Here is a 21,406-nt window from a genome sequence, read left to right as displayed (position 1 = left end):
CAGGGACTTGGGAGGCACGGAGGAACGAAGTCCGGCCGAGTCCCCCTTGCGGGTGGCACTCGGCCGGATTCATTCACCACCGATGCGGCACGTGCCTGTCACAGCCGCGGGTCCACCGGCTCCGACTCCAGGGCCAGTACGGCGAAGACCGGCTCGTGGACGCGCCACAGCGGCTCGCCCTCGGCGAGACGGTCCAGGGCCTCCAGGCCGAGGGCGTACTCGCGCAGGGCGAGGGAGCGCTTGTGGTTGAGGAAGCGGTTGCGCAGGCGGGCCAGGTTCTCCGGGCGGGTGTACTCGGGACCGTAGATGATCCGCAGGTACTCGCGGCCCCGGCACTTGACGCCGGGCTGCACCGGGCGGCCCTTCTCGTCGTGGACCAGGGCGCCGACCGGTTTGACGACCATGCCCTCGCCGCCGCGTCCGGTCATCTCCAGCCACCAGTCGACTCCGGCGCGCACGGACTCGGGGTCGGCGGTGTCGACGTAGAGGCGGCGGGTGGTCCGCAGCAGGCCGGTGGTGTCGTGCTCGACCAGGCGGTCGATGAGGGCGAGCTGTTCGTCGTGGGGCAGGGCGGCGAGGCTGCGGCCCTGGGCGGCGAGGATCTGGAACGGGGCCAGGCGGACGCCGTCCAGGCCGTCGGTGGTCCAGCAGTAGCGGCGGTACGCGTCGGTGAACGCCTCGGCGGAGCCGGCGCGTTCGCGCTGGCGGTCCAGCAGGTCCCCGACGTCCACACCGCGGGCCGCGGCGCCCTCCAGGGCGGCCAGGGCGCCCGGGAAGACCGCGCCGGAGGCGGCGCCGACCGCCGCGTACTGGGAGCGCAGCAGCCCGGACGCCTTCAGCGACCACGGCATCAGTTCGGCGTCCAGCAGCAGCCAGTCGGTGGCGAGTTCCTCCCAGAGGCCGGCCTCGGTGGCGGCGGTGCGCAGCCGGCCGAGGATCTCCTCCGTGACGGAGGTGTCGTCGAAGAAGGGGCGGCCGGTGCGGGTGTAGAGGGACCCGGTCTCGCCGCCGGTGGTACCGAAGCGCCTGGCGGCCACGTCGGCGTCGCGGCAGACCAGGGCGACCGCGCGGGAGCCCATGTGCTTCTCCTCGCACACGACCCGGGCGACGCCGTCCCGCTCGTACTGGGCGAACGCCTCGGCCGGGTGCTCCAGGTAGCCGTCGAGGTGCGAGGTGGCGGTGGGTGCCATGGTCGGCGGGAGGTACGGCAGCAGGCGCGGGTCGATCGCGAAGCGGCTCATCACCTCCAGGGCCGCGGCGGCGTTCTCCTCGCGGATCGATATCCGGCCGTGGTGCCGGGTCTCGACGAAGCGGCGGCCGTGCACGTCCGCCAGGTCCAGCGGGCGGCCCTCGTGGCCGCCGGGGGCCTCGGTGCGCAGCGGGCGGGCCGGTTCGTACCAGACCCGCTCGGCCGGTACGTCGACCAGTTCCCGCTCCGGCCAGCGCAGCGCGGTGAGCTTGCCTCCGAAGACGGCGCCGGTGTCCAGGCAGATGGTGTTGTTGAGCCAGGTGGCCTCCGGGACCGGGGTGTGGCCGTAGACGACGGCGGCGCGGCCGCGGTAGTCCTCCGCCCACGGGTAGCGCACGGGCAGGCCGAACTCGTCGGTCTCGCCGGTGGTGTCGCCGTAGAGGGCGTGGCTGCGGACCCGGCCGGAGGTGCGGCCGTGGTACTTCTCCGGCAGACCGGCGTGGCAGACCACCAGCCGGCCGCCGTCGAGGACGTAGTGGCTGACCAGTCCGTCGATGAACTCCCGTACCTCGGCGCGGAACTCCTCGCTCTCGCCGTCCATCTGCTCGATGGTCTCGGCGAGTCCGTGGGTGTGCTGGACCTTGCGGCCCTTGAGGTACCGGCCGAACTTGTTCTCGTGGTTGCCGGGCACGCACAGCGCGCCGCCCGCCTTCACCATGGCCATCACGCGGCGCAGTACGGCGGGGCTGTCCGGGCCGCGGTCGACGAGGTCGCCGACGAAGACGGCGGTACGGCCCTCGGGGTGCACGCCGTCGGCGTATCCCAGCTTGCCGAGCAGCGCCTCGAGTTCGGACGCGCAGCCGTGGATGTCGCCGATGATGTCGAAGGGGCCGGTGAGGTGGGCGAGGTCGTTGAAGCGCTTCTCGGTGACGACGGTGGCGTGGTCCACCTCCTCCACTCCGCGCAGCACGTGCACCTTGCGGAACCCCTCGCGCTCCAGATGCCGCAGGGAGCGGCGGAGTTCGCGGGTGTGGCGCTGGATGACGCGGCGGGGCATGTCGGCGCGGTCGGTGCGGGCGGCGTTGCGCTCGGCGCACACCTGCTCGGGCACGTCGAGGACGATGGCGATCGGCAGGACGTCGTACGTCCTGGCCAGCTCGATCAGCTGCCGCCGGCCGTCCTGCTGCACGTTGGTCGCGTCGACGACGGTGCGGCGGCCGGCGGCCAGCCGCTTGCCGGCGATGTAGTGCAGCACGTCGAAGGCGTCGCGCGACGCGCTCTGGTCGTTCTCGTCGTCGGCGACCAGACCGCGGCAGAAGTCGGAGGAGATGACCTCGGTCGGCTTGAAGTGGCGGCGGGCGAAGGTGGACTTGCCCGAGCCGGAGGCGCCGACGAGCACCACGAGGGAGAGGTCGGTGACGGGCAGGGTACGGACTCGCGGCTGCGGGGTCCCGGGGGTGGTGGTCATGCGGCCTTCGCCTCCTTCACGGTGCCGGCCGTGAACACGGCCATCTGGGTGGGCGGTCCGACCTCGGGGTCGTCCGGTCCGACGGGTACGAACTCGACGCCGTAGCCGTGCCGTTCGGCGACCGCGTACGCCCAGGCGCGGAACTCCTCGCGGGTCCACTCGAAGCGGTGGTCGCCGTGCCGGACATGGCCGGCCGGGAGGGTCTCCCAGCGCACGTTGTACTCGACGTTGGGGGTGGTCACGAGGACCGTACGGGGGCGGGCGGAGCCGAACACCGCGTACTCCAGGGCGGGCAGCCGGGGCGGGTCGAGGTGCTCGATCACCTCGCTGAGCACGGCGGCGTCGTACCCCTTGAGCCGCTTGTCGGTGTACGCCAGCGAGCCCTGGAAGAGCTGGACGCGCGCCGCCTGCCGCTCCCCCATGCGGTCCAGCTTGAGCCGCCGGGAGGCGATGGTGAGCGCCCGCATCGACACGTCGACGCCGACGATCTCGGTGAAGGACGGGTCCTTGAGCAGTGCCTGGACGAGCTGGCCCTGGCCGCAGCCGAGGTCGAGCACCCGGGAGGCGCCGGAGGCACGGAGCGCGGTGAGGATCGCCTCCCGGCGCCGCACGGCGAGCGGGGTCGGCTTCTCCTCGGACTCGGTCTCCTCGGCCACGGCGTTGTCGATCTCCTCGACGTCGCTGTCGTCCGCCTCGGCCAGCCGGACCAGCTCCAGGCGCTCCATGGCCTGGCGGGTCAGCGACCAGCGGCGGGACAGGTAGCGGCTGGTGATCAGCTTCTGCTCCGGGTGCGCGGGCAGCCAGCCCTCACCGGCGCGCAGCAGCTTGTCGACCTCGTCGGAGGCGACCCAGTAGTGCTTGGCGTCGTCGAGGACGGGGAGCAGGACGTAGAGGTGGCGCAGGGCCTCGGCGAGGGTGAGCGTGTCCGCCTCCAGGACCAGGCGCACGTACCGCGAGTCGCCCCACTCGGGGAACTCGGCGTCCAGGGCCACGGGCTCGGCGGTGACCGTCCAGCCGAGCGGCTCGAAGAGCCGGCGGACGAGTCCGGCGCCGCCGCGGGCGGGCAGCGCGGGCACCTCGATGCGCAGCGGGCGCGGCTGGTCCGGCAGTTCCGGGCGGGCGGCGCACACACCGCGTATCGCGCTGGAGAAGACGCCGCTCAGCGCGACGGCGAGCAGGGAGGACGCCGCGTACGGGCGGTCGTTGACGTACTGGGCGAGTGCCGCGTCGGGGGCACCTCCGCGGCCCTTGCCCTTGCCGCGCCGGACCAGTGCCACCGCGTCCACCTCCAGCAGCAGCGCCGCCGTGCAGCGCTCGGCGTCCGCCTCGGGGTAGAGGACGTGGGCCGTGCCGTAGGACGTGGAGAACGCCTGCGCCTTCTCGGGATGCTTGTGCAGCAGGAAACCGAGGTCGGTCGCCGGGCGCTCGGCGGAGCCGGTGGTACTGATCGTCAGGAACACGGTGGTTACACCTCGAAACGCCTTCTGAGCTGGGGATACACGCCGGGTTCAGGCGTACGGTGCCAACGTACCGGGAACGGCCGGGAAGGCTCCGGGAATTTACCGGCGGATGCGGCGGGGCCGCCCGTGGTGCACGGACGGCCCCGGTTCCCGTGGAGCCGGTGTCACGACAGCTGGGACTGGACCTGGGCGGAGATCAGCTCCAGGTGGTCGAGGTCGTGCAGGTCGAGGACCTGGAGGTAGATGCGGCCGCAGCCGGTCTCGGCGTAGCGGCCGATCTTGTCGACGACCTCGGCCGGGGAGCCCGCCAGGCCGTTGGCCTTGAGTTCGTCGGCCTCGCGGCCGATCGCGGCGGCGCGGCGGGCGACCTCCTGGTCGTCCTTGCCGACGCAGACGACGAGGGCGTTGGAGTAGACGAGGTCGCCCGGGTCGCGGCCGGCCTCCCGGGCGGCGTCGCGGACCCGGCCGAACTGCGTCGCGGTGTCCTCGACCGAGGCGAAGGGCATGTTGAACTCGTCGGCGAACCGGGCCGCCAGCCGGGGGGTGCGGATCGCGCCGTTGCCGCCGATGAGGACCGGCACCTTGGGCTGGGCCGGCTTGGGGAGCGCGGGGGACTTGGTGAGGTCGTAGTGGGTGCCGTGGTGGTCGAAGGTCTTGCCGGTCTCGGTGGCCCACAGGCCGGTGACGATCTCCAGCTGCTCTTCGAGGCGGGCGAACTTCTCCTTCGGGAAGGGGATGCCGTACGCCTTGTGCTCCTCCTCGAACCAGCCCGCGCCCAGGCCGAGTTCGACACGGCCGCCGGACATCTGGTCGACCTGGGCGACCTGGATGGCGAGCACGCCGGGAAGGCGGAAGGTGGCGGCGGTCATCAGGGTGCCGAGCCGGATGCGCTTGGTCTCGCGGGCGAGGCCGGCGAGGGTGATCCAGGCGTCGGTGGGACCGGGCAGGCCGTCCCCTGAGCCCATGCTGAGGTAGTGGTCGGAGCGGAAGAAGGCGTCGAAGCCGAGGTCCTCGGTGGCCTTGGCGACGGTGAGGAGGGTGTCGTAGGTGGCGCCCTGCTGGGGTTCGGTGAAGATGCGAAGATCCATGGGTCCATCCTGCACGGTCCGCGGCGGGCCGCCGCACACGCGGGTCCGGGGCGCCCCGTCCACGACCGGGTGAACCGGGCGGGGCCGGGGGTGCGGCGCGACCGGTGCCGGTGGAGGCCGTCGTCCTCCGGGCCGGACCCGGCCGGCGTCCCGCTCCGGGCGTCCGGGGCGTGCCCGGAGCCCACGCCGTGACGGGAGGCGTGTCCGGAGGCCACCGTCGGTGGCGGGAGAGTCCCGTGGGGGCCGGGGTCCCCGGCCGGCACAGGCCCGTTCCGTGCGGGCCGGGCCGACGGAGCAGGCCGTGCGGGCCGTGCGGTGCGCGGTGTCAGCCCGCCTCCCGTTCCGGCACGTGTGCGTCGCGGTCCGCCAGTTTGCGGAGCATCTCCAGGACGCGGTCGCGGGACTCGTCCGCCGCGTCGATGGCCTCCACGCACTGCCAGTAGGTCGCCTCGTCGGCCGCCGAGCTGGCGAGCCCCACCAGGGCGATGCCGACCTCGCCGAGCAGACCGCCGAGGTGCATCAGGACCGGGCGGGTCTCGCCCAGCTCGGTGAGCCGGGCCGCGCGCAGTTCGTCCGGGCCGAGGTCCGGGGCGCCCAGCACTCCGCAGCCACGGCCCGCCAGCTCGGTCAGCCCCAGTGCCTCACCCCGCAATTCGGGCGGGCCGGCGACGGCGAGGCGGCTCCCTATCGCCTGCGCCAGGGCCTGCGCCTGCCACACCTCGGTCAGCAGCTCCCGTACGCCGCCGCTCGTGGCCAGGGCGCGCCTGCTTGTCACGATGAGCCGCACAGCGTCCATGCGCTGCCCCCGTCTGTCCGACGCGCTGCCCACGCGTCCGCATCCGTTGAACTCCCTTGTTCACTACCCAGAGTGAGAGCACGTGAGACAAAAAGCCAGAGGAAGACCGAAATCTGTGGACAACGATTCGAACGGAGTTCACTTTTCTTATACGGAGAGTGACAACGGAGTCGGTGGTTCCTCACCCCTGGGGCGGCTCCCCCACCGGGAACCTGCGCTCGTTGCGGTCGATCTTCGCGGCCAGCGCGGCCAGCGGATCGACGCCCAGCACCTCGCAGAACTGGAGCAGATACGCGAGGACATCGGCGACCTCGTCGTTCACGCGGTGCGCGGAGTCCGGGTCGTCCATGACGCGGGCGGACTCCTCGGGCGTCAGCCACTGGAAGATTTCGAGGAGTTCGGAGGCCTCCACACTGAGCGCGGCGGCGAGGTTCTTGGGCGTGTGGTACGGCTGCCAGTCGCGCGCGGCGGCGAACGCGGCGAGCCGGTGCCGGAGCCCCGTGAGGTCGTACGGATCAGTCACGGTCCAGGTGTACCACCGTCACTCCGCTCACCCCCGCCGCCCAGGAGGCGTCGCTCACCGCGCCTACCAGCCGGATGTGCCCGCGCTCGCACATCCGCGCCGCCAGGCGCAGCAGTTCGCCCCGCTGTCCCGGATCGAGCGCCCGGTCCAGTCCGTCGGCGAGGACCGTGAGGGTCTGGAGCGCGGCCGGGACCTCGCCGGGCGCGTCGACCTCCAGCACACCGGGGCCGGTGAGCAGCACCAGGGCGAGGGCGGTGTACCGCAGCTCGCCGTCGCCGAGGCGGCGCAGGTCGGTACGGGTGCCGTCGCCCCGGTCGAGGAGGGCGCGGACCAGGCGGCCGGTGTCGTACGGCTCGGCGAGCAGGTCGGTGACCGGCCCGGCGCATCCGGCGCGCACCGCCTCCACGAGGAGGGCGTGCCGGCGTCCGCATTCGGCGCGGGTGCGCCACAGGACGTCGGCGAGGTTGCCGCAGCCGCCGAGCAGCCGCCCGGTGCCGACCCGGACGGGTTCCCGCATCCGTTCGGGGCGGGGGTCGCAGGGGAAGACGGAGCGCAGGGCGACGACCATCTGCTCGGCGGCGGCGAGCACCCTGCGCTGTCCGGGGGTCTTGCCGGCGACGCGCAGCGGCAGCAGTGCGGTGCCGAGCCGGTCGTCCGGCAGCGGGGCGCGGGTCACCGGGGTGGCCCCGGCCGTGTGCCAGGCGGCCTGTACGGTGCGCCGGCCGGGGTCGCGCAGGGCGGTCTCCAGGAGGACCACCCCGTTCGCCGTCAGCCGCTCCCCCACGATCCGCAGCCCGGGTTCGGCCTGTACGGCGACCTCCAGCCGGACCGGTCCCTCGGGGCCGTCGGCCGTGCAGCCGATGCGGAAGCCGCGGCGGTGCTGGGCGTCGGCGCGGGCCCGCTCCGGCACGCAGGCGCCGGGCTCCGGGAACGTCTCGCCCAGCTCGGCGCCGCCGCCGAGCCGGGCGAGCGCCTCGTACGCCCGCAGCGCGCTGGTCTTGCCGCTTCCGCTGGGCCCGGTGAGCAGGGTGAGCGCACCGAGCGGGAGCCGGACGGCGCGGTGCCCGGCGAAGGCGGACAGCCGCAGTTCGGTGATCCGCGGGAGCGCGGGGCGGCCGCCCGGGGGCGCGGGTGGCGGGGTGGTGTCCGGGCGGGGCGGGGAGGCTGAGGTCATGTGCGGGACGGTAAGGGGCGCGCGGTCAGGCGAACCGTTCCGCTCGGCGTCCCTTCCCACGATCGGACGACATGCTCAGGCCCCCGGCGTTCCCAGTCCTTCCATCAGGCCGGTGACCTCGGTACCGGCGGGTGTCAGCAGGAAGACGTTGCGGTCGACGCGGTGCATTCCGCTGGCCAGTCCGAAGACGACTCCCGTGCTGAAGTCGAGGACGCGTTTGGCGGTGTCCGTCTCCGCGCCGGTCAGGTCCAGCAGGACCGGTATCCCGGACATCAGTGTCTCGGCGACCTCGCGGGCGTCCGCGAACACGTTCACGCGCAGGACGACGAAGCGGCGGCGGGCCTCGGTCCCGGCCTCGGGGAGGGTGCGGTGGCCTACGGCGGACGGCCATGCGTCGCGGCCCCGGAGTGGGACGACCTGAGCGAGGCCCTGCCACTGTTCGTCGGTGACATCGTGGCTGTTCACCGGCATGCTCCGTCCCCTGTGGTGCTGGCTGTCTGCATCGGGCAATTCTTACGCATGGTCACCCGATCGGCCCAATGTGACACGCTCCGCCATCGGGGCGGCGGGGGGCATGGGGGGCGGCGGCGTGGGGGCCGCAGGGTTTTTTCGCCCCCGCCGCCCCTTCCCGTTCCCGTCCCCCCGGGGGCGCTGCCCCCGGGCCCCCGCTCCTCAAGCGCCGGAGGGGCTGATCGTCTCGAGGGGCCGGCTGCGGAGAACGCGTTGACCTGGATCGCTCCGGCCGGTTGCATGGGCGTATGACCGGTGAAGTGGATGGTGTGGTGGGGCCCGTTGTCGCCTTCGAGACGCAGGAGGACTGGGAGGCGTGGCTGGAGGAGCATCAGGGGGACGTCGACGGGGCGTGGCTGAGGATCCCGAAGAAGGGGTCCGGGATCACCGGGATCGACTACGCGACCGCCCTGGAGTCGGCGCTGTGCTACGGCTGGATCGACGGGCACAAGAGGGGGCTGGACGACACCCACTGGCTCCAGCGGTTCACCCCGCGCCGGGCGCGCAGCCGGTGGTCGGCGGTCAACCGGCAGAAGGCCCTCGACCTCATCGAGCAGGGGCGCATGCGGCCGTCCGGGCTGCGCGAGGTGGAGCGGGCGCGGGCGGACGGCCGCTGGGAGGCCGCGTACGCGAGCCAGAGCACGGCGACCGTCCCCGACGACCTCCGGGCCGCGATGGACGCGGCACCCGGAGCCGCCGACTTCTTCGGCACCCTCGACAGCCGCAACCGGTACGCGATCCTGCACCGGATCGAGGAGGCCAAGCGGCCGCAGACCCGGGCGGCCCGGATCGAGAAGTTCGTCGCCATGCTCGCCAAGGGCGAGAAGATCTACCCGTAGACCTGCCGGGTCAGCCCGCGACGACCGCCTCCGCCCCCGCCACACCGCACACCCGCGCCGCGCCGTACGTGGCGATGTGCGCGGCGCCGCGCGGCGGTGACTGCGGTACGCCCATCTCCACGATCACGGTGGACGGGTCGGCGGCGAGCAGGGTGTCCAGGGCCGTGCGCATCCACGGGTGCCGGTGCTCGTCGCGGACCACGGCGACGACGCGCCGGCCGGCCGCCTCCTTGAGCGCCCGCTCGCCGGCGTCGGGGCCGGTGAAGTGGCCGGTGGTGGTGCCCGGCAGCAGCCGTTCCAGCTCCGCGCCGACGCCCCACGGGGTCTCGTCGCCGACGGCGATGTTCGGGGCCGGGTTGAAGGTGGCCACGTACACCGGTCCGGTGACCGGCGCGGGGCCGGCGGCGCGGGTGACGGTGACCGCGCGGCGGGCCGCCGTGAGGCCGATCTCCGGCTCGGGTGCGACGGCCGCGGCCGGGGAGCGTCGTACGCCCGCGGTCCAGTCGGCGAGGGCGCGCACCCGGGCGGCGGCGTCGGCGAGCCGCTCCTCCGGGAGTTCGCCGGAGCGTACGGCGGCGACCAGCGCGTCCTGGAGGCTCTGTACGGTGCCCTCGTCGCACAGCCCGCCGCCCACGCAGATCGCGTCGGCGCCGGCGGCGATGGCGAGGACGACTCCCTGTTCGAGGCCGTAGGTGCCGGAGATGGCGCGCATCTCCATGCCGTCGGTGACGATCAGGCCGTCGTAGCCGAGTTCGCCGCGCAGCAGGTCGGTGAGGATGCGCCGGGAGAGCGTGGCCGGGCGGTCCGGGTCGAGGACCGGGACGCGGATGTGGGCGCTCATGACGGCGCGGGTGCCGGCCGCGATCGCCGCCCGGAACGGCTGGAGTTCGCGCTCGTCGAGGGTCTTGGCGTCGAGGTCGATGTGCGGGATCGCGTGGTGGGAGTCGACGCTGGTGTCGCCGTGGCCGGGGAAGTGCTTGGTGCAGGCGGCGACGCCGGTGGACTGCAGGCCCTCGACGTAGGCGGCGGTGTGCCGGGCGACCAGGGCGGTGTCGCCGCCGAAGGAGCGCACGCCGATCACCGGGTTGTCGGGGTTGGCGTTGACGTCGGCGGACGGCGCCCAGTCGAAGTTGACACCGCACTCGGCGAGCCGGCGGCCCAGTTCGCGGGCGACGCCGCGGGTGAGGTCGGTGTCGTCGACGGCGCCGAGGGCATGGTTGCCGGGGAAGGAGGAGCCGGTGCGGACCTCCAGGCGGGTGACGTCGCCGGACTCCTCGTCGATGGCGATCAGCAGGTCGTCGCGTTCGGCCCGCAGTTGTGCGGTGAGGGCGGTGACCTGCTCGGCGGTGGTGACGTTGCGGCCGAAGAGGGCGACGGAGGCGAGGCCCTCGGCCAGCCGGCGGCGCACCCAGTCGGGCGCGGTGGTGCCGGCGAAGCCCGGCTGCAGTACGGCGAGCGCGTCCCGGGTGAGGGTGTCGGTGCCGGTGGTGGTGGTCGTCATCGGGTGGCGTTATCCCTTCACGGCGCCCGCGGTGAGGCCGCTGACGGCCTTGCGCTGCAGGAAGACGAAGAGGATCAGGATCGGGACGGCGAACAGGGAGGAGGCGGCCATGGTCGCGCCCCAGTCGTCGCCGAACTGGGTCTGGAACCGGGACAGCCACAGCGGCAGGGTCTGTGCCTCGGCGTCCTTGTTGAGCACCAGGACCAGGGCGAACTCGTTCCAGGCGGTGATGAAGCCGAACAGCGAGGTGGACATCAGTCCCGGCGCGAGCAGCGGCAGGATGACCCGGCGGAACGCCTGGGCGCGGGTGCAGCCGTCGACCATCGCCGACTCCTCCAGCTCCTTCGGCACGGCGGCGACGAAGCCGCGCAGCGTCAGGATGGTGAAGGGCAGGATCATCATCATGTAGAAGAGCGTCAGCGGGACGAGGCTGTTCAGCATCGACGTGTCCCGCACGATCATGTACATCGCGATGATCATGACTTCCCAGGGCGCCATCTGGGCCAGCATGAAGCCGACGATGAAGCCGCGCCGTCCCTTGAACCGCATCCGCGCCAGGGCGAAGGAACCGGCCAGCGCGATGATCAGCGAGAAGAGGACGGCGAGGACGGTGACGGTCAGCGAGTTGGTGACGTACGTCCAGAAGTGGTCGACGCCGGTCGCGGTCCTGAAGTGCTCGAAGGTGACGTCGGTCGGGAACCAGACCGGGGTCTCCGAGATGATGTCGCCGGTCGGCTTGAAAGCCGTGGAGAACATCCAGTACACGGGGAAGACGAAGCCGATGAACAGGACGACGGCCGTGACGTTGGGCCACAGGCGGCCGAAGAGCGAGCGCTTCACAGCTCGTCCTCCTCTTGCTTGAGCACGATCCTGAGGTAGTAGGCGGTCAGGCCGAGCAGGATCAGGATGGTCAGGACGGCGATCGCCGCGCCCATGCCGTAGTGCTGGTTGCCGACGCCCTCGACGTAGGCGTAGACGGGCAGGATCTCGGTGAGCCGGTCGGGGCCGCCGCCGTTGAAGGTGAAGACCTGGACGAACGCCTTGAAGACCCAGATGACCTCCAGGAACGTCGTGGCGTAGAGGAACGGCCGCAGGAACGGCAGGGTGACCGTGGTGAAGCTCCGCCAGGCGCCGGCGCCGTCGAGGGACGCGGCCTCGTAGAGCTCCTTGGGGATGGTGGTGGTCGCCGCGTAGAGGTTGATCGCGACGAACGGGATGGACATCCACACGATCAGCAGGGTGACGACGAAGAACGTCGACATCTGGCTGCTGGTCCAGCTGTAGTCGGCCATGGAGTGCCAGCCGAGCTTGTCCAGGACCCAGTTGACAACGCCGAAGCGCTGCGCGAACAGCCACTGGTAGACGGTGGTGGCGGCCACGACGGGCATCGCCCAGGCGAGCACCAGGCCGAGCAGCAGGGTGAACCGCATCCGCTTGCCGAGGCGGGCGAGCAGCAGGCCGGTCAGCGTGCCCAGGACCATGATCAGGACGACGTTGGCCGCCGTGAACAGGATCGAGCGGACGGTGACCCGCCAGAAGTCCTCACCGGTGAGGACCTCCGTGTAGTTGTCGACGCCGTTCCACTCGGTGACGTGCTGGATGAGCTGCGCCATGTTGAGGTTCTGGAAGGACAGCAGCACGTCCTTCAGCAGCGGCCAGCCGAGCAGCAGCACGGTGGCCGCGACGGCGGGCAGCAGCAACAGGTACGGGGCGAGCGCGCCGGCGCGCGACGCGGCTCGCGGTGTCGGCCTGCCGGGTCCTGTGTCGTCCGTCTTGCGGACGTCCGCCGGGCCGGAGGGCGGCCGTTCGGTCTGCACGGTCATGCTCGCGATCTCTCTTCTCGGCGTGCTCAACGCGGGGCGGGGGCCGTCGCGTGGCCGGCCCCCGCTCCGGTCGGAGCGCGTGCGCTGTTACTGCTGCTGCGCCAGGCGCTTGTTGAACTCGCCCTCGACCTGCTGGGCGGCGTCGGCCGGGGACTTGCCGTTCAGGACGGCGGTCAGGTACGTCTTGATCGGGTTGGGGTCGTTCTCGACGGCGGCCCACTCGGGGATCAGCGGCGTGGTGCCGCCGACGGCGGCGGCCGGCGCGGCGGCCTCGGCGGGGGCGTTGCCCTCGAGGTTGCTCTGCAGCGACTCCTTGTTGGGGATGACGCCGTTGGCCTTGGCGAGCGCGCCCTCGTACTTGTCGGAGAGGGCGAGCTTCAGGAACTCCTTGGCGAGGTCCTGCTTCTGGCTGCCCGCGGCGACGGCGAGGTTGGAGCCGCCGAGGAAGACGCCCTCGGGCTTGTCGGCCGTGGCACCGGGGATGGTGAAGTAGCCGATCTCCTTCTCGATGGCCGGGTTGGCCTTGATCGCGGTGGCGGCTTCCCAGCCCATGCCGATGAACGCGCCGGTCTTGCCCTTGGCGAAGATCTCGGCCTGCTGCGGGGTGGCCTCGTCCTTGTCCTTGGGGGCCTTCGACAGGGCCTGGAACTTCTTGTACGTCTCGGTGGCCGCGGCGACCTTCGGGTCGGCGAGGTTGGAGACGTACTTGTCGCCGTCCTTCTTGACCAGCTCGCCGCCCTCGCCGATCACCAGGCCGACGAAGTGGTACCAGTTCTGGCCGGGCAGGTAGATCGGTTCGGCGTCGGTCTTCTCACCGATCGTCTTGAGCGCGTCGTAGAACTCGTCGCGGGTCTTGGGGGTGTCCTTCAGCCCCGCGTCCGCCCAGACCTTCTTGTTGTAGAGGACGACGCGGTTGGCGAAGTACCACGGCACCGCGTACTGCTTGCCCTCGAAGACGGAGGAGTTGTTGAGGGAGTCGGTCCACTCGCCGCCGATCTCGGACTTGAGGTCGGCGAGGTCGGCGAGGCCGCCGGTCTTGGCGTAGGCCGGGGTCTGGGTGTTGCCGATCTCGAAGACGTCGGGCGGGTTCTCCTCGGACAGGGCGGTGGTCAGCTTCTGCTGGATGCCGTTCCACTGCTGGAGCTCGAACTTGACCTTGGCCTTGGTCTTCGCCTCGAACTCCTTGGCGAGGTCCGCCTGCCAGTCGTCGGGCGAGGAGCCGTCCATCACCCACACGGTGAGCGTCTCCGCGCCGGCTCCCTTGTCACCGTCGTCGCCGCCGCACGCCGCGACGGAGAACAGCATGCCCGCGACCCCGATCGCGGCTATCAGCTTGCGCTTCACGCGCCACCCCTCCTCAGGAATGCCTTGCTCACCCACGCCCTCGGCGGTGACCCCCACAACGGCGCAACAGCTCGGCGGGCTGGGACCCGGCTTCCTCTAAATGGTTTAGACCAGCAAGGGGAGCTTGGCCTAGACCTATGGCTCTGTCAAGGGTCGTGAACTCACGCCTGGATAACGGCTTCGACGCCCCTGGCAGGGCGCAGAACTCCGCCCAAAGAGGGACGTGTTGATTCTTGGACTAGACCAAAGCGAGAACGCACGGTTATAACGGGGTCGCCGAGCGTGCGGCGCCGAACCAGGCCGTCCGCCGACGTGCACCGCGGTCGGCACCTGCCGTCCGCGCGCCGGACACCGCAGCCGGAAGGCAGGTCATGAGCACGGACGTCAGCAGCGCCCAGGCCGACACGGGGGCGCCGGGCCGTATCGGGCGCGTACCGAAGTACTACCGCATCAAGCAGCGGCTCCTGCAGATGACCGACGAGCGCGCCCCGGGCGCCCCGATGCCGGCCGAGCGCCTGCTCGCCGTCGAGTTCCGCACCTCCCGCACCACGGTCCGCAAGGCCCTGCAGGAGCTGGTCAGCGAGGGCCGGCTCGACCGGATCCAGGGCAAGGGCACGTTCGTCGCCCGCCCGAAGGTCTACCGGACGCTCCAGCTCACCTCGTACACCGAGGACATGCGGGCGCAAGGACTCAGCCCCACCTCCCAGATGCTGGACATCGGGTACGTCGCCGCCGACGCGGAGCTGGCGGCCCTGCTGGAGGTGGACCCGGGCGACAGGGTGCTGCGCATCGAGCGGCTGCGGCTGGCCGGCGGGGAGCCCATGGCGATCGAGGCGACCCACCTGTCCGACCGGCGCTTCCCCCGGCTGCGCCGGAACCTGTCCCGCTGCACCTCGCTCTACACCACCCTCGCCGAGGTGTACGGGGTGCGGCCGGCGGAGGCCGACGAGACCATCGAGACCTGCCCCGCGACACCGCGGGAGGCGGGGCTGCTCGCCACGGACGTGGGCCTGCCGATGCTGCTGCTGTCCCGCCACTCGCGGGACGAGACGGGAACGCCGGTCGAGTGGGTCCGCTCGGTGTACCGGGGCTCGCGCTACAAGTTCACGGCGACGCTGACCCGTCCGGGGCCCTGACCGGGCGGTTCACCTCCAAAGCGGTTTTTCGTGGGGGGAGTTGGGCCGCCGCGCCGAAAGGGCGTTCCTTGACACGGCCCAATGGTCCAGTCCAATATCCCAGTGGTCCGCACCGGGCGGCCGCACGTTCGGCACCCCGGGCGACATCGATGTCACGCGGGTGGCCCGGGACGCCGCCCGCCCTGTCCGGCCGGCCCTCGTGCCGACGCCCGTGAGGGGTGTGCCGGACCGTCGTGGCACCGGCCCCGCACCGACTCCTCCCGCCCTCCCGTCCGCATGCCGTGAGTGATCCCGATCTCCGGAGTACCGCATGACGACGCACCACCGCTTTCTCCACCGCGCCGCCTCCGAGCGCCCCTACTTCAGCGCCGACGGCGAGACCTACCTCGCCGAAACGCAGCTGCGGCACCTGACCAAGGACCTGCCGCTGCGGGTGCTGACCGAGGAGCAGTTCGCGTCCTGGCAGAACCACGGCTACGTCGTGGTGCCGGAGGCGATCTCCCCCGACGCGGCCAAGCTGCTGCTGGAGTTCGCCTGGGACTTCCAGGGCCTGGACCCGCAGCGCCCCGAGACCTGGTACGAGGAGCGCGCCTTCCGCTCGGACCTCGACCGGGACCTGTACGTCTACGGCTTCGTCGAGGCGTACCAGCACCAGCTCATCTGGGACAGCCGGCAGGCGCAGCGGGTCTACGACGCGTTCGTGGACGTGTGGGACTGCGAGGAGCTGTGGGTCACCCTGGACCGGCTCAACCTCAACCCGCCCAACATCAAGAACCGTTCGCGTTCCCTCATCGACCCCACGGACGAGGGGTTCGACATCGAGCTGCACTGGGACGTGGACACCACGGCGAGCGTGCCGCCGCAGCGGGTGCAGGGCATCATCGCGCTCACCGACACACAGCCGGACGAGGGCGGCTTCCAGTGCTCCCCGGAACTCTTCCGCCGGTTCGAGGAGTGGAAGGTCGCACAGCCCGCCGGCCGGGACCCCATCCGCCCCGGTGCCGACCGCGCCGAGTTCCCGGTCGTACGGCCCCGGCTCAAGGCCGGTGACCTGCTGATCTTCAACGGGATGCTGGCGCACGGGGTGGCGCCCAACACCTCGGCCGACGGGGTGCGCGCGGTGCAGTACCTGTCGATGATGCCGGCGCTGGAGGAGCACGAGGAGCTGCGCCGCTCCCGGGTGGAGTCCTGGCGCACGCTCAGCACCCCGGAGTGGAACGGGACCCTGCTCGGCGACGCCGTCAAGCACGAGTCGCTGCGCTACGGCCCGGCCGAACTCGACGAGCTGGGGCGCAGATTGCTGGGCCTCGACGCCTGGCACGAGCGGACACGATGAGACGGGGAACCGACATGGACCGGATATGCCTGAGCCTGCCGACCAACCGGGAGTGCTCCGCCGCCATCACCGGCATCGGCGTCGAAGCCGCGTACGCCGCACGGAACTTCGACGTCGAAGTGCACCTGCTGATCCTCGACTCCGCCGACGAACCGACCCGCGCGTCCCACACCCGCGCGGTCGCCGCGCTCCCCGGGGCGCCGGGCGTCGTCGTGCACCACCTCGACGAGGCGGCCCAGCGGGACTTCCTGCGGCGCGCCGTCGACCGGGCCGGACTCCCCGAGCCGGAGCTGGTCCTCGACCTGATGCTCCCCGACGCGCTCTCGTACGGCGCCTGCACCAACCGGGCGTTCCTGCTCGCGGCGGCGCTGGGCTGCCGTTCGCTGCACCGGCGTGACTCCGACTGCAGCTACCAGGTCTTCGACGGCGAGCCCGTCTACCCCATCCACCACGAGCTGACCTCCCTGGGCAAGCCGGCGGCCGACGCGGCCGACGGTGTGTCGGAGGTGACGCTCGACCCCGCGATCGCGCACCGGCCCGTGTCGATGGTGGGCGCCTCCTTCATCGGGGAGCTCTCCGTCGACATCGGCGGCATCCGGGAGCTCGACAAGGAGGTGTACGACGAGGTCGTGGGCCTGTGGGCGCCCGGCCACTGGTCGGCCGAGCAGCGGCGGGAGCTGGTCGAGGAGTCGTTCAAGGGCGCGGGGATGCTGCCCTTCACCGGCGACCGCTCCACGCTGACGCTGGTCGACCCGATGCGCGTCGACATGTCCAACATCGCGTTCGACCGGGACGTGTACGAGCGGCTGCCGCTGCCGCCCGCCACCGACACGATCGGCAGCGACTACTTCCTCATCCACGCCGTGTACGACGCCGCCCTCCCCGGTGTCCTGCACAACCGGCACATCGAGAACTACTACACCGGGGAGCGGCGTACCCACGCCGGTTTCCTGGCGTACCAGACGCGGTTCGTGAAGTTCCTGCTGTCGATGCTGTACCTGCACTACGTCTACGAGCGGATGGCCGACGCGGGCGACACGCTGCTGGACGGGAGCGGACGGCTGGATCCGGCGCCGTTCGCGGCGTTCCTCGCCGAGAGCGTACGGCTGGACCGTACGGAGAACGAGCGGCGGCTGGACACGGTCGCGGCGGCGTACGGACGGCTCGGCGGGAAGTACGCCGAGTTCGCGCGCGGCATGACGGCGGACCGGGAGCGGCTGCTGGACGAGGCCGCGCGGGACACCGAGGACTTCGTGACGCTGATCGGCGCCTGGGAGGCCCTCGTGCAGGCGAGCCGGGGCGCTCTCCGGTGACCGCGGCCCTGCGCGCCGCCCTCGCGGCCGCCACCGAGGACGCGCTCGTCTACGACCTGGACGGCATCGCCGGCCGGTACGACACGCTGACCGCGGAACTGCCCGGTGTGGACGTGCGGTTCGCGATGAAGGCGTGTCCCGTGGCGGAGGTCCTGGACCTGCTGGCGCGCAGTGGCGCCGGTTTCGACGCGGCGAGCCCCCGGGAGATCTCCCGGGCGCTGGCGACGGGCGTGCCCGTGCACCGGGTCCACTACGGCAACACCGTGAAGTCCGACCGGAACATCGCCCGGGCGTACCGGCTGGGCGTCCGCGACTTCGCCACGGACAGCGTGGAGGACGTGGCGGCGCTGGCCGGACACGCGCCGGGGTCGCGGGTGTTCTGCCGGCTGGCGACCAGCGGCGAGGGCGCGCTGTGGGGGCTGAGCCGGAAGTTCGGGTGCTCGGCGGACGACGCCGTACGGGTGCTGGAGGCGGCGCGGGAGGCGGGTCTCGTCCCCGCCGGTCTCTCGGTGCACGTCGGGTCGCAGCAGATGACCGCCGAGGCGTGGCAGCAGGCCTTCACGGCCCTCGCCGACGTGCTCACGGCCCTGCACGGCCGCGGGATCGTGCCGGACCACGTCAACCTCGGCGGCGGTCTGCCGGCGCTCGGCTACGCCGACCGCCGGGGTGAGCGGCTCGATCCTCCGCTGGACAAGATCTTCGCCGTGTTCCGGGAGGGCATGGAGCGGCTGAGGGAGCTGTCGCCCGGGCCGCTGGACTTCGTCGTCGAACCGGGGCGCCATCTGGTGGCCGACCACGGCGCGATCAGGGCGCACGTCGCCCGGCTGACGTCCCGTCGCGGGCCGGACGGGGAGCGCGAGCACTGGCTGTATCTGAGCTGCGGCAAGTTCAACGGCCTGTACGAGATGGACGAGGTGCGCCACCCGCTCGTCTTCCCGTCCCACGAGGACCCGGCCGGCGCCGACCTGGTGCCGGTCGTGGTCGCGGGCCCCACCTGCGACAGCGACGACGCCTACGCCCACGAGCACCCCCGGGTGCGGGTGCCGAGGGCGGTCGCGTCGGGCGACCCGGTGTGGGTGCTGTCCGCCGGCGCGTACGCCGCCAGCTACACGACCGAGGGCTTCAACGGCTTCGACCCGCTCCCCCGCGTCTGTGTGGGCGGTGACGGACCGGACGTGCGCGTCCGCCCGATCGTGGAGGACGACTGGCCGCGGATCGCCGCCCTGGAGGCCGAGGTGTACGCGTCGGCCTCGCTGTCCGAGGGCGTGGCGGCGCTGCGGTCCCGGGGCCGGATCTCCCCGCGGACGTGCTTCGTCCTGGAGGCCGGCGACCGGATCGCCGGCTACCTCCTGGCCCTGCCCTACCCGCGGTACCGGTACCCGGACCTGACCCGGCCGGAGGAGCGGGCGTACGACTCCCGCAATCTGCATCTGCACGACCTCGTGATCGCGGACGATCTGCGCGGCAGGGGGCTGGGCAGCAGACTGCTGCGGCGGCTCACGGACACCGCCGCGCGCTCGTCCTTCGAACGGATCTCCCTGGTCGCCGTCGGCGGCACGGGCGGCTTCTGGGCCGGGCACGGCTTCCTGCCCGAGCCGGCGGTCGAGCTCCACGGCGAGTACGGCGACGGCGCCGTCTACATGTCCCGCCCGGTCCAGTACGACCGCTCCGGCGGCCCGGAAGAGAGGTCCTGACGCCCATGCTGCCCACCCTCGGCGATTTCCGCCGTGACCAACTGGCCATCTCCACCCTGTTCTTCTTCCTCGGCTTCCAGTACGCCACCTGGGCGTCCCGGCTGCCCGCGCTCAAGGACCGCTTCGACCTGGGCGGGACGGAAGTGGGGCTGCTGCTGATGGCCGCCGGGGTCGGGGCGGCGGTGTCCTTCCCGCTGGTCGCGCCGCTGATGCGACGGCTGGGGGCGCGGCGGCTCGCGCTGTGGTCCGCGCTGGGGCTGGCGGCGGTGCTGCCCGTGCTGGCCGCGGCGGGCAGCTACCCCCTCGCCCTGCTGGTGATCCTGGCCGACGGCGTCGCCGTCGGCTGTCTGAACGTCGCCATGAACGCGCAGGGCGCCGCCCTGGAGGCCCACTACGGGCGGGCCGCGATGGCCCAGTTGCACGCCACGTTCAGCGGAGGGTCGCTCGGGGGCGCGCTGCTGGCCTCCGGGGTGAACACCGTGACGCACTCGGTGACCGCGCACTTCGCGGTGGCGGCGGGGCTGGGGGTCCTGCTGCTGGCCGCCTCCAGGCCCCGGGTGCTCGCCGACGCGCCGGCCGCCCCGGACGCCGTGGAGGACGGGCAGCCGGGCGAGGAGAAGAAGGGGCTCAGGAATCTGACGGGTGCCTCGCGCACGGCTCTCGTCCTGGGCTGCGCCATGGTGTTCGGCACGGTCGTCGAGGGGGCCATGAACGACTGGTCGGCGCTCTATCTGACGGAGGAGACCGGCGCGTCGGGCCGGCTGGCGCCGCTGGGCATCGCCGTCGTGTCGGTGATGATGGTGGTGGCCCGTCTCCTGGGCGACGGCTGGCGCAACCGCTTCGGTGACCCGCGCATGGTGCGGGTGGGCAGCACGATGGCCGGCACCGGTCTCGCCCTCGCCCTGCTGGCCGGCGGCACCTGGCCCGCGCTCGTCGGCTTCGCCTGTGTCGGCCTGGGCATGGCGACGGTGACCCCCTGTCTCTACGTCGCCGCCGCCGCACAGGGGCCGGGCGCCCTCGCCCTGGTCGCCGCCATGGGCACCACCGGCCTGCTGGCGGGCCCGGCCCTGATCGGTTTCGTCGCCGGCCAGGCCGGTCTGACCACCGGCATGGCGGTGGTCGCGGCGTCCGCGGTCCTGGTGGCGGTGTGCTCACGGTGGGTCGGCTGGGCACCCCGTTCGCCCTCGCCGAGCGCGTCACGGGCATCCGCGTGACCCCAAAACCGCTCACCTCGGCACCGTACGGGTGCGGCCTCGGCGCGCACCCGTGGGAGGCGGGCGGGGCCCCTGGGGAGCCCCCGTCGTCGCGGTGATCCGGACCGGCGGATCGCGTGCTCCGGCTCCGGGTGACCGTTCTCGTGGGACGTGCCGGGTCAGCCGGTGTCGTCCGGCCGAGCGGGTGACCGGACGATCTCCCGCTCGGCGGATTCGATGATGGCCAGGACGGCGGCCGCTGCCGCCGCGGGATCGCGGGCCTCGACGGCCCGTACGACGGCGCGGTGACCCGGCAGCGAGGCCTCCACCGCGCCCGGGGTGCGGGTGCTGACGGCGAAGCTGTGCTCCAGCGCGATGTCGACGGCGCGCCCCAGCGAGCCGAGGAGACGGTTGCCGCCGGCGTCGAGCAGCGCCCGGTGGAAGGCGATGTCGGCCTCGACGTAGCCGGCGCGGCCCGGTGCCGCCGCCGCGGCCTCCATGGCGGCCAGGGCCTCGTACAGGACGCGTACGTCGTCGGGGCCGGCCCGCTCGGCGGCGAGCCGGGCCGCCTCGGGCTCGACGATCCGCCGCAGTTCGCCCGTGTCGCGCAGCAGGGCCGCGGCGTCCTCGGCCTGTTTCCAGCGCAGGACGTCGCGGTCCAGGTGGTTCCACTGCTCCGGGGGCAGCACGCGGGTACCGGTGCGCGGCCGTACCCGCAGCATCCCCTTGGCCACCAGGGACTTGACCGCCTCCCGCAGCACTCCGCGGCTGACGCCGATCCCGGCCGCGAGCGCGTCCTCGACCGGCAGCGGGTCCCCCGGCCCCCACGCGCCGCCCACGATGCGCCGGCCGAGCTCGTCGACCACGCGCTGGTGCATGGTCGGGAACTTCGTCATGATCTCCGCTCGCCCCCTGGACGCCATTCATCGAATCATTTAATGATTGATTCCCAGGGTAGGGCCTGCGGGCCCGTGCCCGCAGGCGACCCAGCACGCCACGGACGACGCCGGAGCCACGGG

Annotated in this window: 19 protein-coding genes and 1 pseudogene; 8 read left to right on the top strand and 12 right to left on the bottom strand. The window is 72.4% G+C overall.

Going from position 1 to position 21,406, the window contains the following annotated elements; genetic code table 11:
* Positions 1–98: 98 nt before the first annotated feature.
* From IH50_RS0104725 to IH50_RS0104695, 7 genes are all read right to left on the bottom strand, one after another.
* Positions 99–2,657 carry a polynucleotide kinase-phosphatase gene (locus tag IH50_RS0104725; RefSeq protein WP_030857526.1) on the bottom strand — a complete coding sequence of 853 codons (2,559 nt, stop codon included), beginning with the start codon at positions 2,655–2,657 and terminating at the stop codon, positions 99–101.
* Entirely contained in the window at positions 2,654–4,117 is a 1,464-nt protein-coding gene (locus IH50_RS0104720; RefSeq protein ID WP_030857524.1) for a 3' terminal RNA ribose 2'-O-methyltransferase Hen1, read from the bottom strand. The genes IH50_RS0104725 and IH50_RS0104720 overlap by 4 nt, the downstream gene beginning before the upstream one ends.
* A gap of 164 nt (positions 4,118–4,281) precedes the next feature.
* Positions 4,282–5,205, bottom strand: a complete 924-nt coding sequence (locus IH50_RS0104715; protein WP_030857522.1) for an LLM class F420-dependent oxidoreductase — start codon at positions 5,203–5,205, stop codon at positions 4,282–4,284.
* A gap of 325 nt (positions 5,206–5,530) precedes the next feature.
* Entirely contained in the window at positions 5,531–6,001 is a 471-nt protein-coding gene (locus IH50_RS0104710; protein ID WP_030857520.1) for a DUF6099 family protein, read from the bottom strand.
* Between the two features lie 181 nt (positions 6,002–6,182).
* Positions 6,183–6,524: a nucleotide pyrophosphohydrolase gene (locus IH50_RS0104705; protein WP_030857518.1), complete on the bottom strand. Its 342-nt coding sequence runs from the start codon at positions 6,522–6,524 to the stop codon at positions 6,183–6,185.
* Complete coding sequence (locus tag IH50_RS0104700) at positions 6,517–7,698, bottom strand: biotin transporter BioY (RefSeq protein WP_030857516.1); 1,182 nt, start codon at positions 7,696–7,698, stop codon at positions 6,517–6,519. The genes IH50_RS0104705 and IH50_RS0104700 overlap by 8 nt, the downstream gene beginning before the upstream one ends.
* Positions 7,699–7,773: 75 nt before the next feature.
* A complete protein-coding gene (locus IH50_RS0104695; protein WP_030857514.1) occupies positions 7,774–8,169 on the bottom strand; it encodes a cell division protein SepF in 396 nt (131 codons plus the stop codon).
* 287 nt (positions 8,170–8,456) lie between these two features.
* On the opposite strand from IH50_RS0104695, the gene IH50_RS0104690 reads away from it, so the two are divergent.
* Entirely contained in the window at positions 8,457–9,047 is a 591-nt protein-coding gene (locus IH50_RS0104690) for a YdeI/OmpD-associated family protein (RefSeq protein WP_030857512.1), read from the top strand.
* A gap of 10 nt (positions 9,048–9,057) precedes the next feature.
* Here IH50_RS0104690 and IH50_RS0104685 read toward each other — a convergent pair whose 3' ends face one another.
* The 4 genes from IH50_RS0104685 to IH50_RS0104670 form a co-directional block, all read right to left on the bottom strand.
* The gene (locus tag IH50_RS0104685) at positions 9,058–10,548 is read right to left on the bottom strand and encodes a glycoside hydrolase family 3 protein (RefSeq protein WP_030857510.1); all 1,491 of its coding nucleotides are present in this window, start codon (positions 10,546–10,548) and stop codon (positions 9,058–9,060) included.
* A gap of 9 nt (positions 10,549–10,557) precedes the next feature.
* Positions 10,558–11,388 carry a carbohydrate ABC transporter permease gene (locus IH50_RS0104680; RefSeq protein WP_030857508.1) on the bottom strand — a complete coding sequence of 277 codons (831 nt, stop codon included), beginning with the start codon at positions 11,386–11,388 and terminating at the stop codon, positions 10,558–10,560.
* Positions 11,385–12,371 carry a carbohydrate ABC transporter permease gene (locus IH50_RS0104675; protein WP_030857506.1) on the bottom strand — a complete coding sequence of 329 codons (987 nt, stop codon included), beginning with the start codon at positions 12,369–12,371 and terminating at the stop codon, positions 11,385–11,387. Before IH50_RS0104675 ends, IH50_RS0104680 begins: the two co-directional genes overlap by 4 nt.
* Before the next feature lie 87 nt (positions 12,372–12,458).
* Complete coding sequence (locus IH50_RS0104670; RefSeq protein ID WP_030857504.1) at positions 12,459–13,715, bottom strand: extracellular solute-binding protein; 1,257 nt, start codon at positions 13,713–13,715, stop codon at positions 12,459–12,461.
* A 371-nt stretch (positions 13,716–14,086) separates the two neighbouring features.
* Here IH50_RS0104670 and IH50_RS0104665 point away from each other — a divergent pair, with 371 nt between their 5' ends.
* The 7 genes and pseudogenes from IH50_RS0104665 (at position 14,087) to IH50_RS43490 (ending at position 20,506) form a co-directional block, all read left to right on the top strand.
* Positions 14,087–14,851, top strand: a complete 765-nt coding sequence (locus tag IH50_RS0104665; RefSeq protein WP_030857502.1) for a GntR family transcriptional regulator — start codon at positions 14,087–14,089, stop codon at positions 14,849–14,851.
* 310 nt (positions 14,852–15,161) lie between these two features.
* Positions 15,162–16,187 (top strand): phytanoyl-CoA dioxygenase family protein, encoded by a 1,026-nt coding sequence (locus IH50_RS0104660; protein ID WP_030857500.1) that lies wholly within the window; start codon positions 15,162–15,164, stop codon positions 16,185–16,187.
* Positions 16,188–16,201: 14 nt separating this feature from the next.
* On the top strand, positions 16,202–17,500 hold the full coding sequence (locus tag IH50_RS0104655; RefSeq protein ID WP_030857498.1) for a DUF6271 family protein: 1,299 nt from the start codon (positions 16,202–16,204) through the stop codon (positions 17,498–17,500).
* Positions 17,458–18,660: pseudogene (locus IH50_RS37440) on the top strand (type III PLP-dependent enzyme); the annotation flags it as partial. The gene IH50_RS0104655 and the pseudogene IH50_RS37440, both read left to right, overlap by 43 nt.
* Complete coding sequence (locus IH50_RS42405; protein WP_234328096.1) at positions 18,655–19,194, top strand: GNAT family N-acetyltransferase; 540 nt, start codon at positions 18,655–18,657, stop codon at positions 19,192–19,194. The pseudogene IH50_RS37440 and the gene IH50_RS42405, both read left to right, overlap by 6 nt.
* Positions 19,195–19,199: 5 nt before the next feature.
* Positions 19,200–20,408 (top strand): MFS transporter, encoded by a 1,209-nt coding sequence (locus tag IH50_RS0104645; RefSeq protein WP_030857494.1) that lies wholly within the window; start codon positions 19,200–19,202, stop codon positions 20,406–20,408.
* The gene (locus IH50_RS43490) at positions 20,342–20,506 is read left to right on the top strand and encodes a DUF6461 domain-containing protein (protein ID WP_420709008.1); all 165 of its coding nucleotides are present in this window, start codon (positions 20,342–20,344) and stop codon (positions 20,504–20,506) included. The genes IH50_RS0104645 and IH50_RS43490 overlap by 67 nt, the downstream gene beginning before the upstream one ends.
* Positions 20,507–20,566: 60 nt before the next feature.
* On the opposite strand, the gene IH50_RS0104640 is transcribed toward IH50_RS43490, so the two are convergent.
* The gene (locus tag IH50_RS0104640; RefSeq protein ID WP_030857492.1) at positions 20,567–21,310 is read right to left on the bottom strand and encodes a FadR/GntR family transcriptional regulator; all 744 of its coding nucleotides are present in this window, start codon (positions 21,308–21,310) and stop codon (positions 20,567–20,569) included.
* Positions 21,311–21,406 lie beyond the last annotated feature (96 nt).

The organism is Streptomyces sp. NRRL S-37 (assembly GCF_000721605.1).
GTDB lineage: Bacteria > Actinomycetota > Actinomycetes > Streptomycetales > Streptomycetaceae > Streptomyces.
Note: the sequence above shows the minus strand (reverse complement) of the source record. Positions and strands in the feature narration are given on the sequence as shown.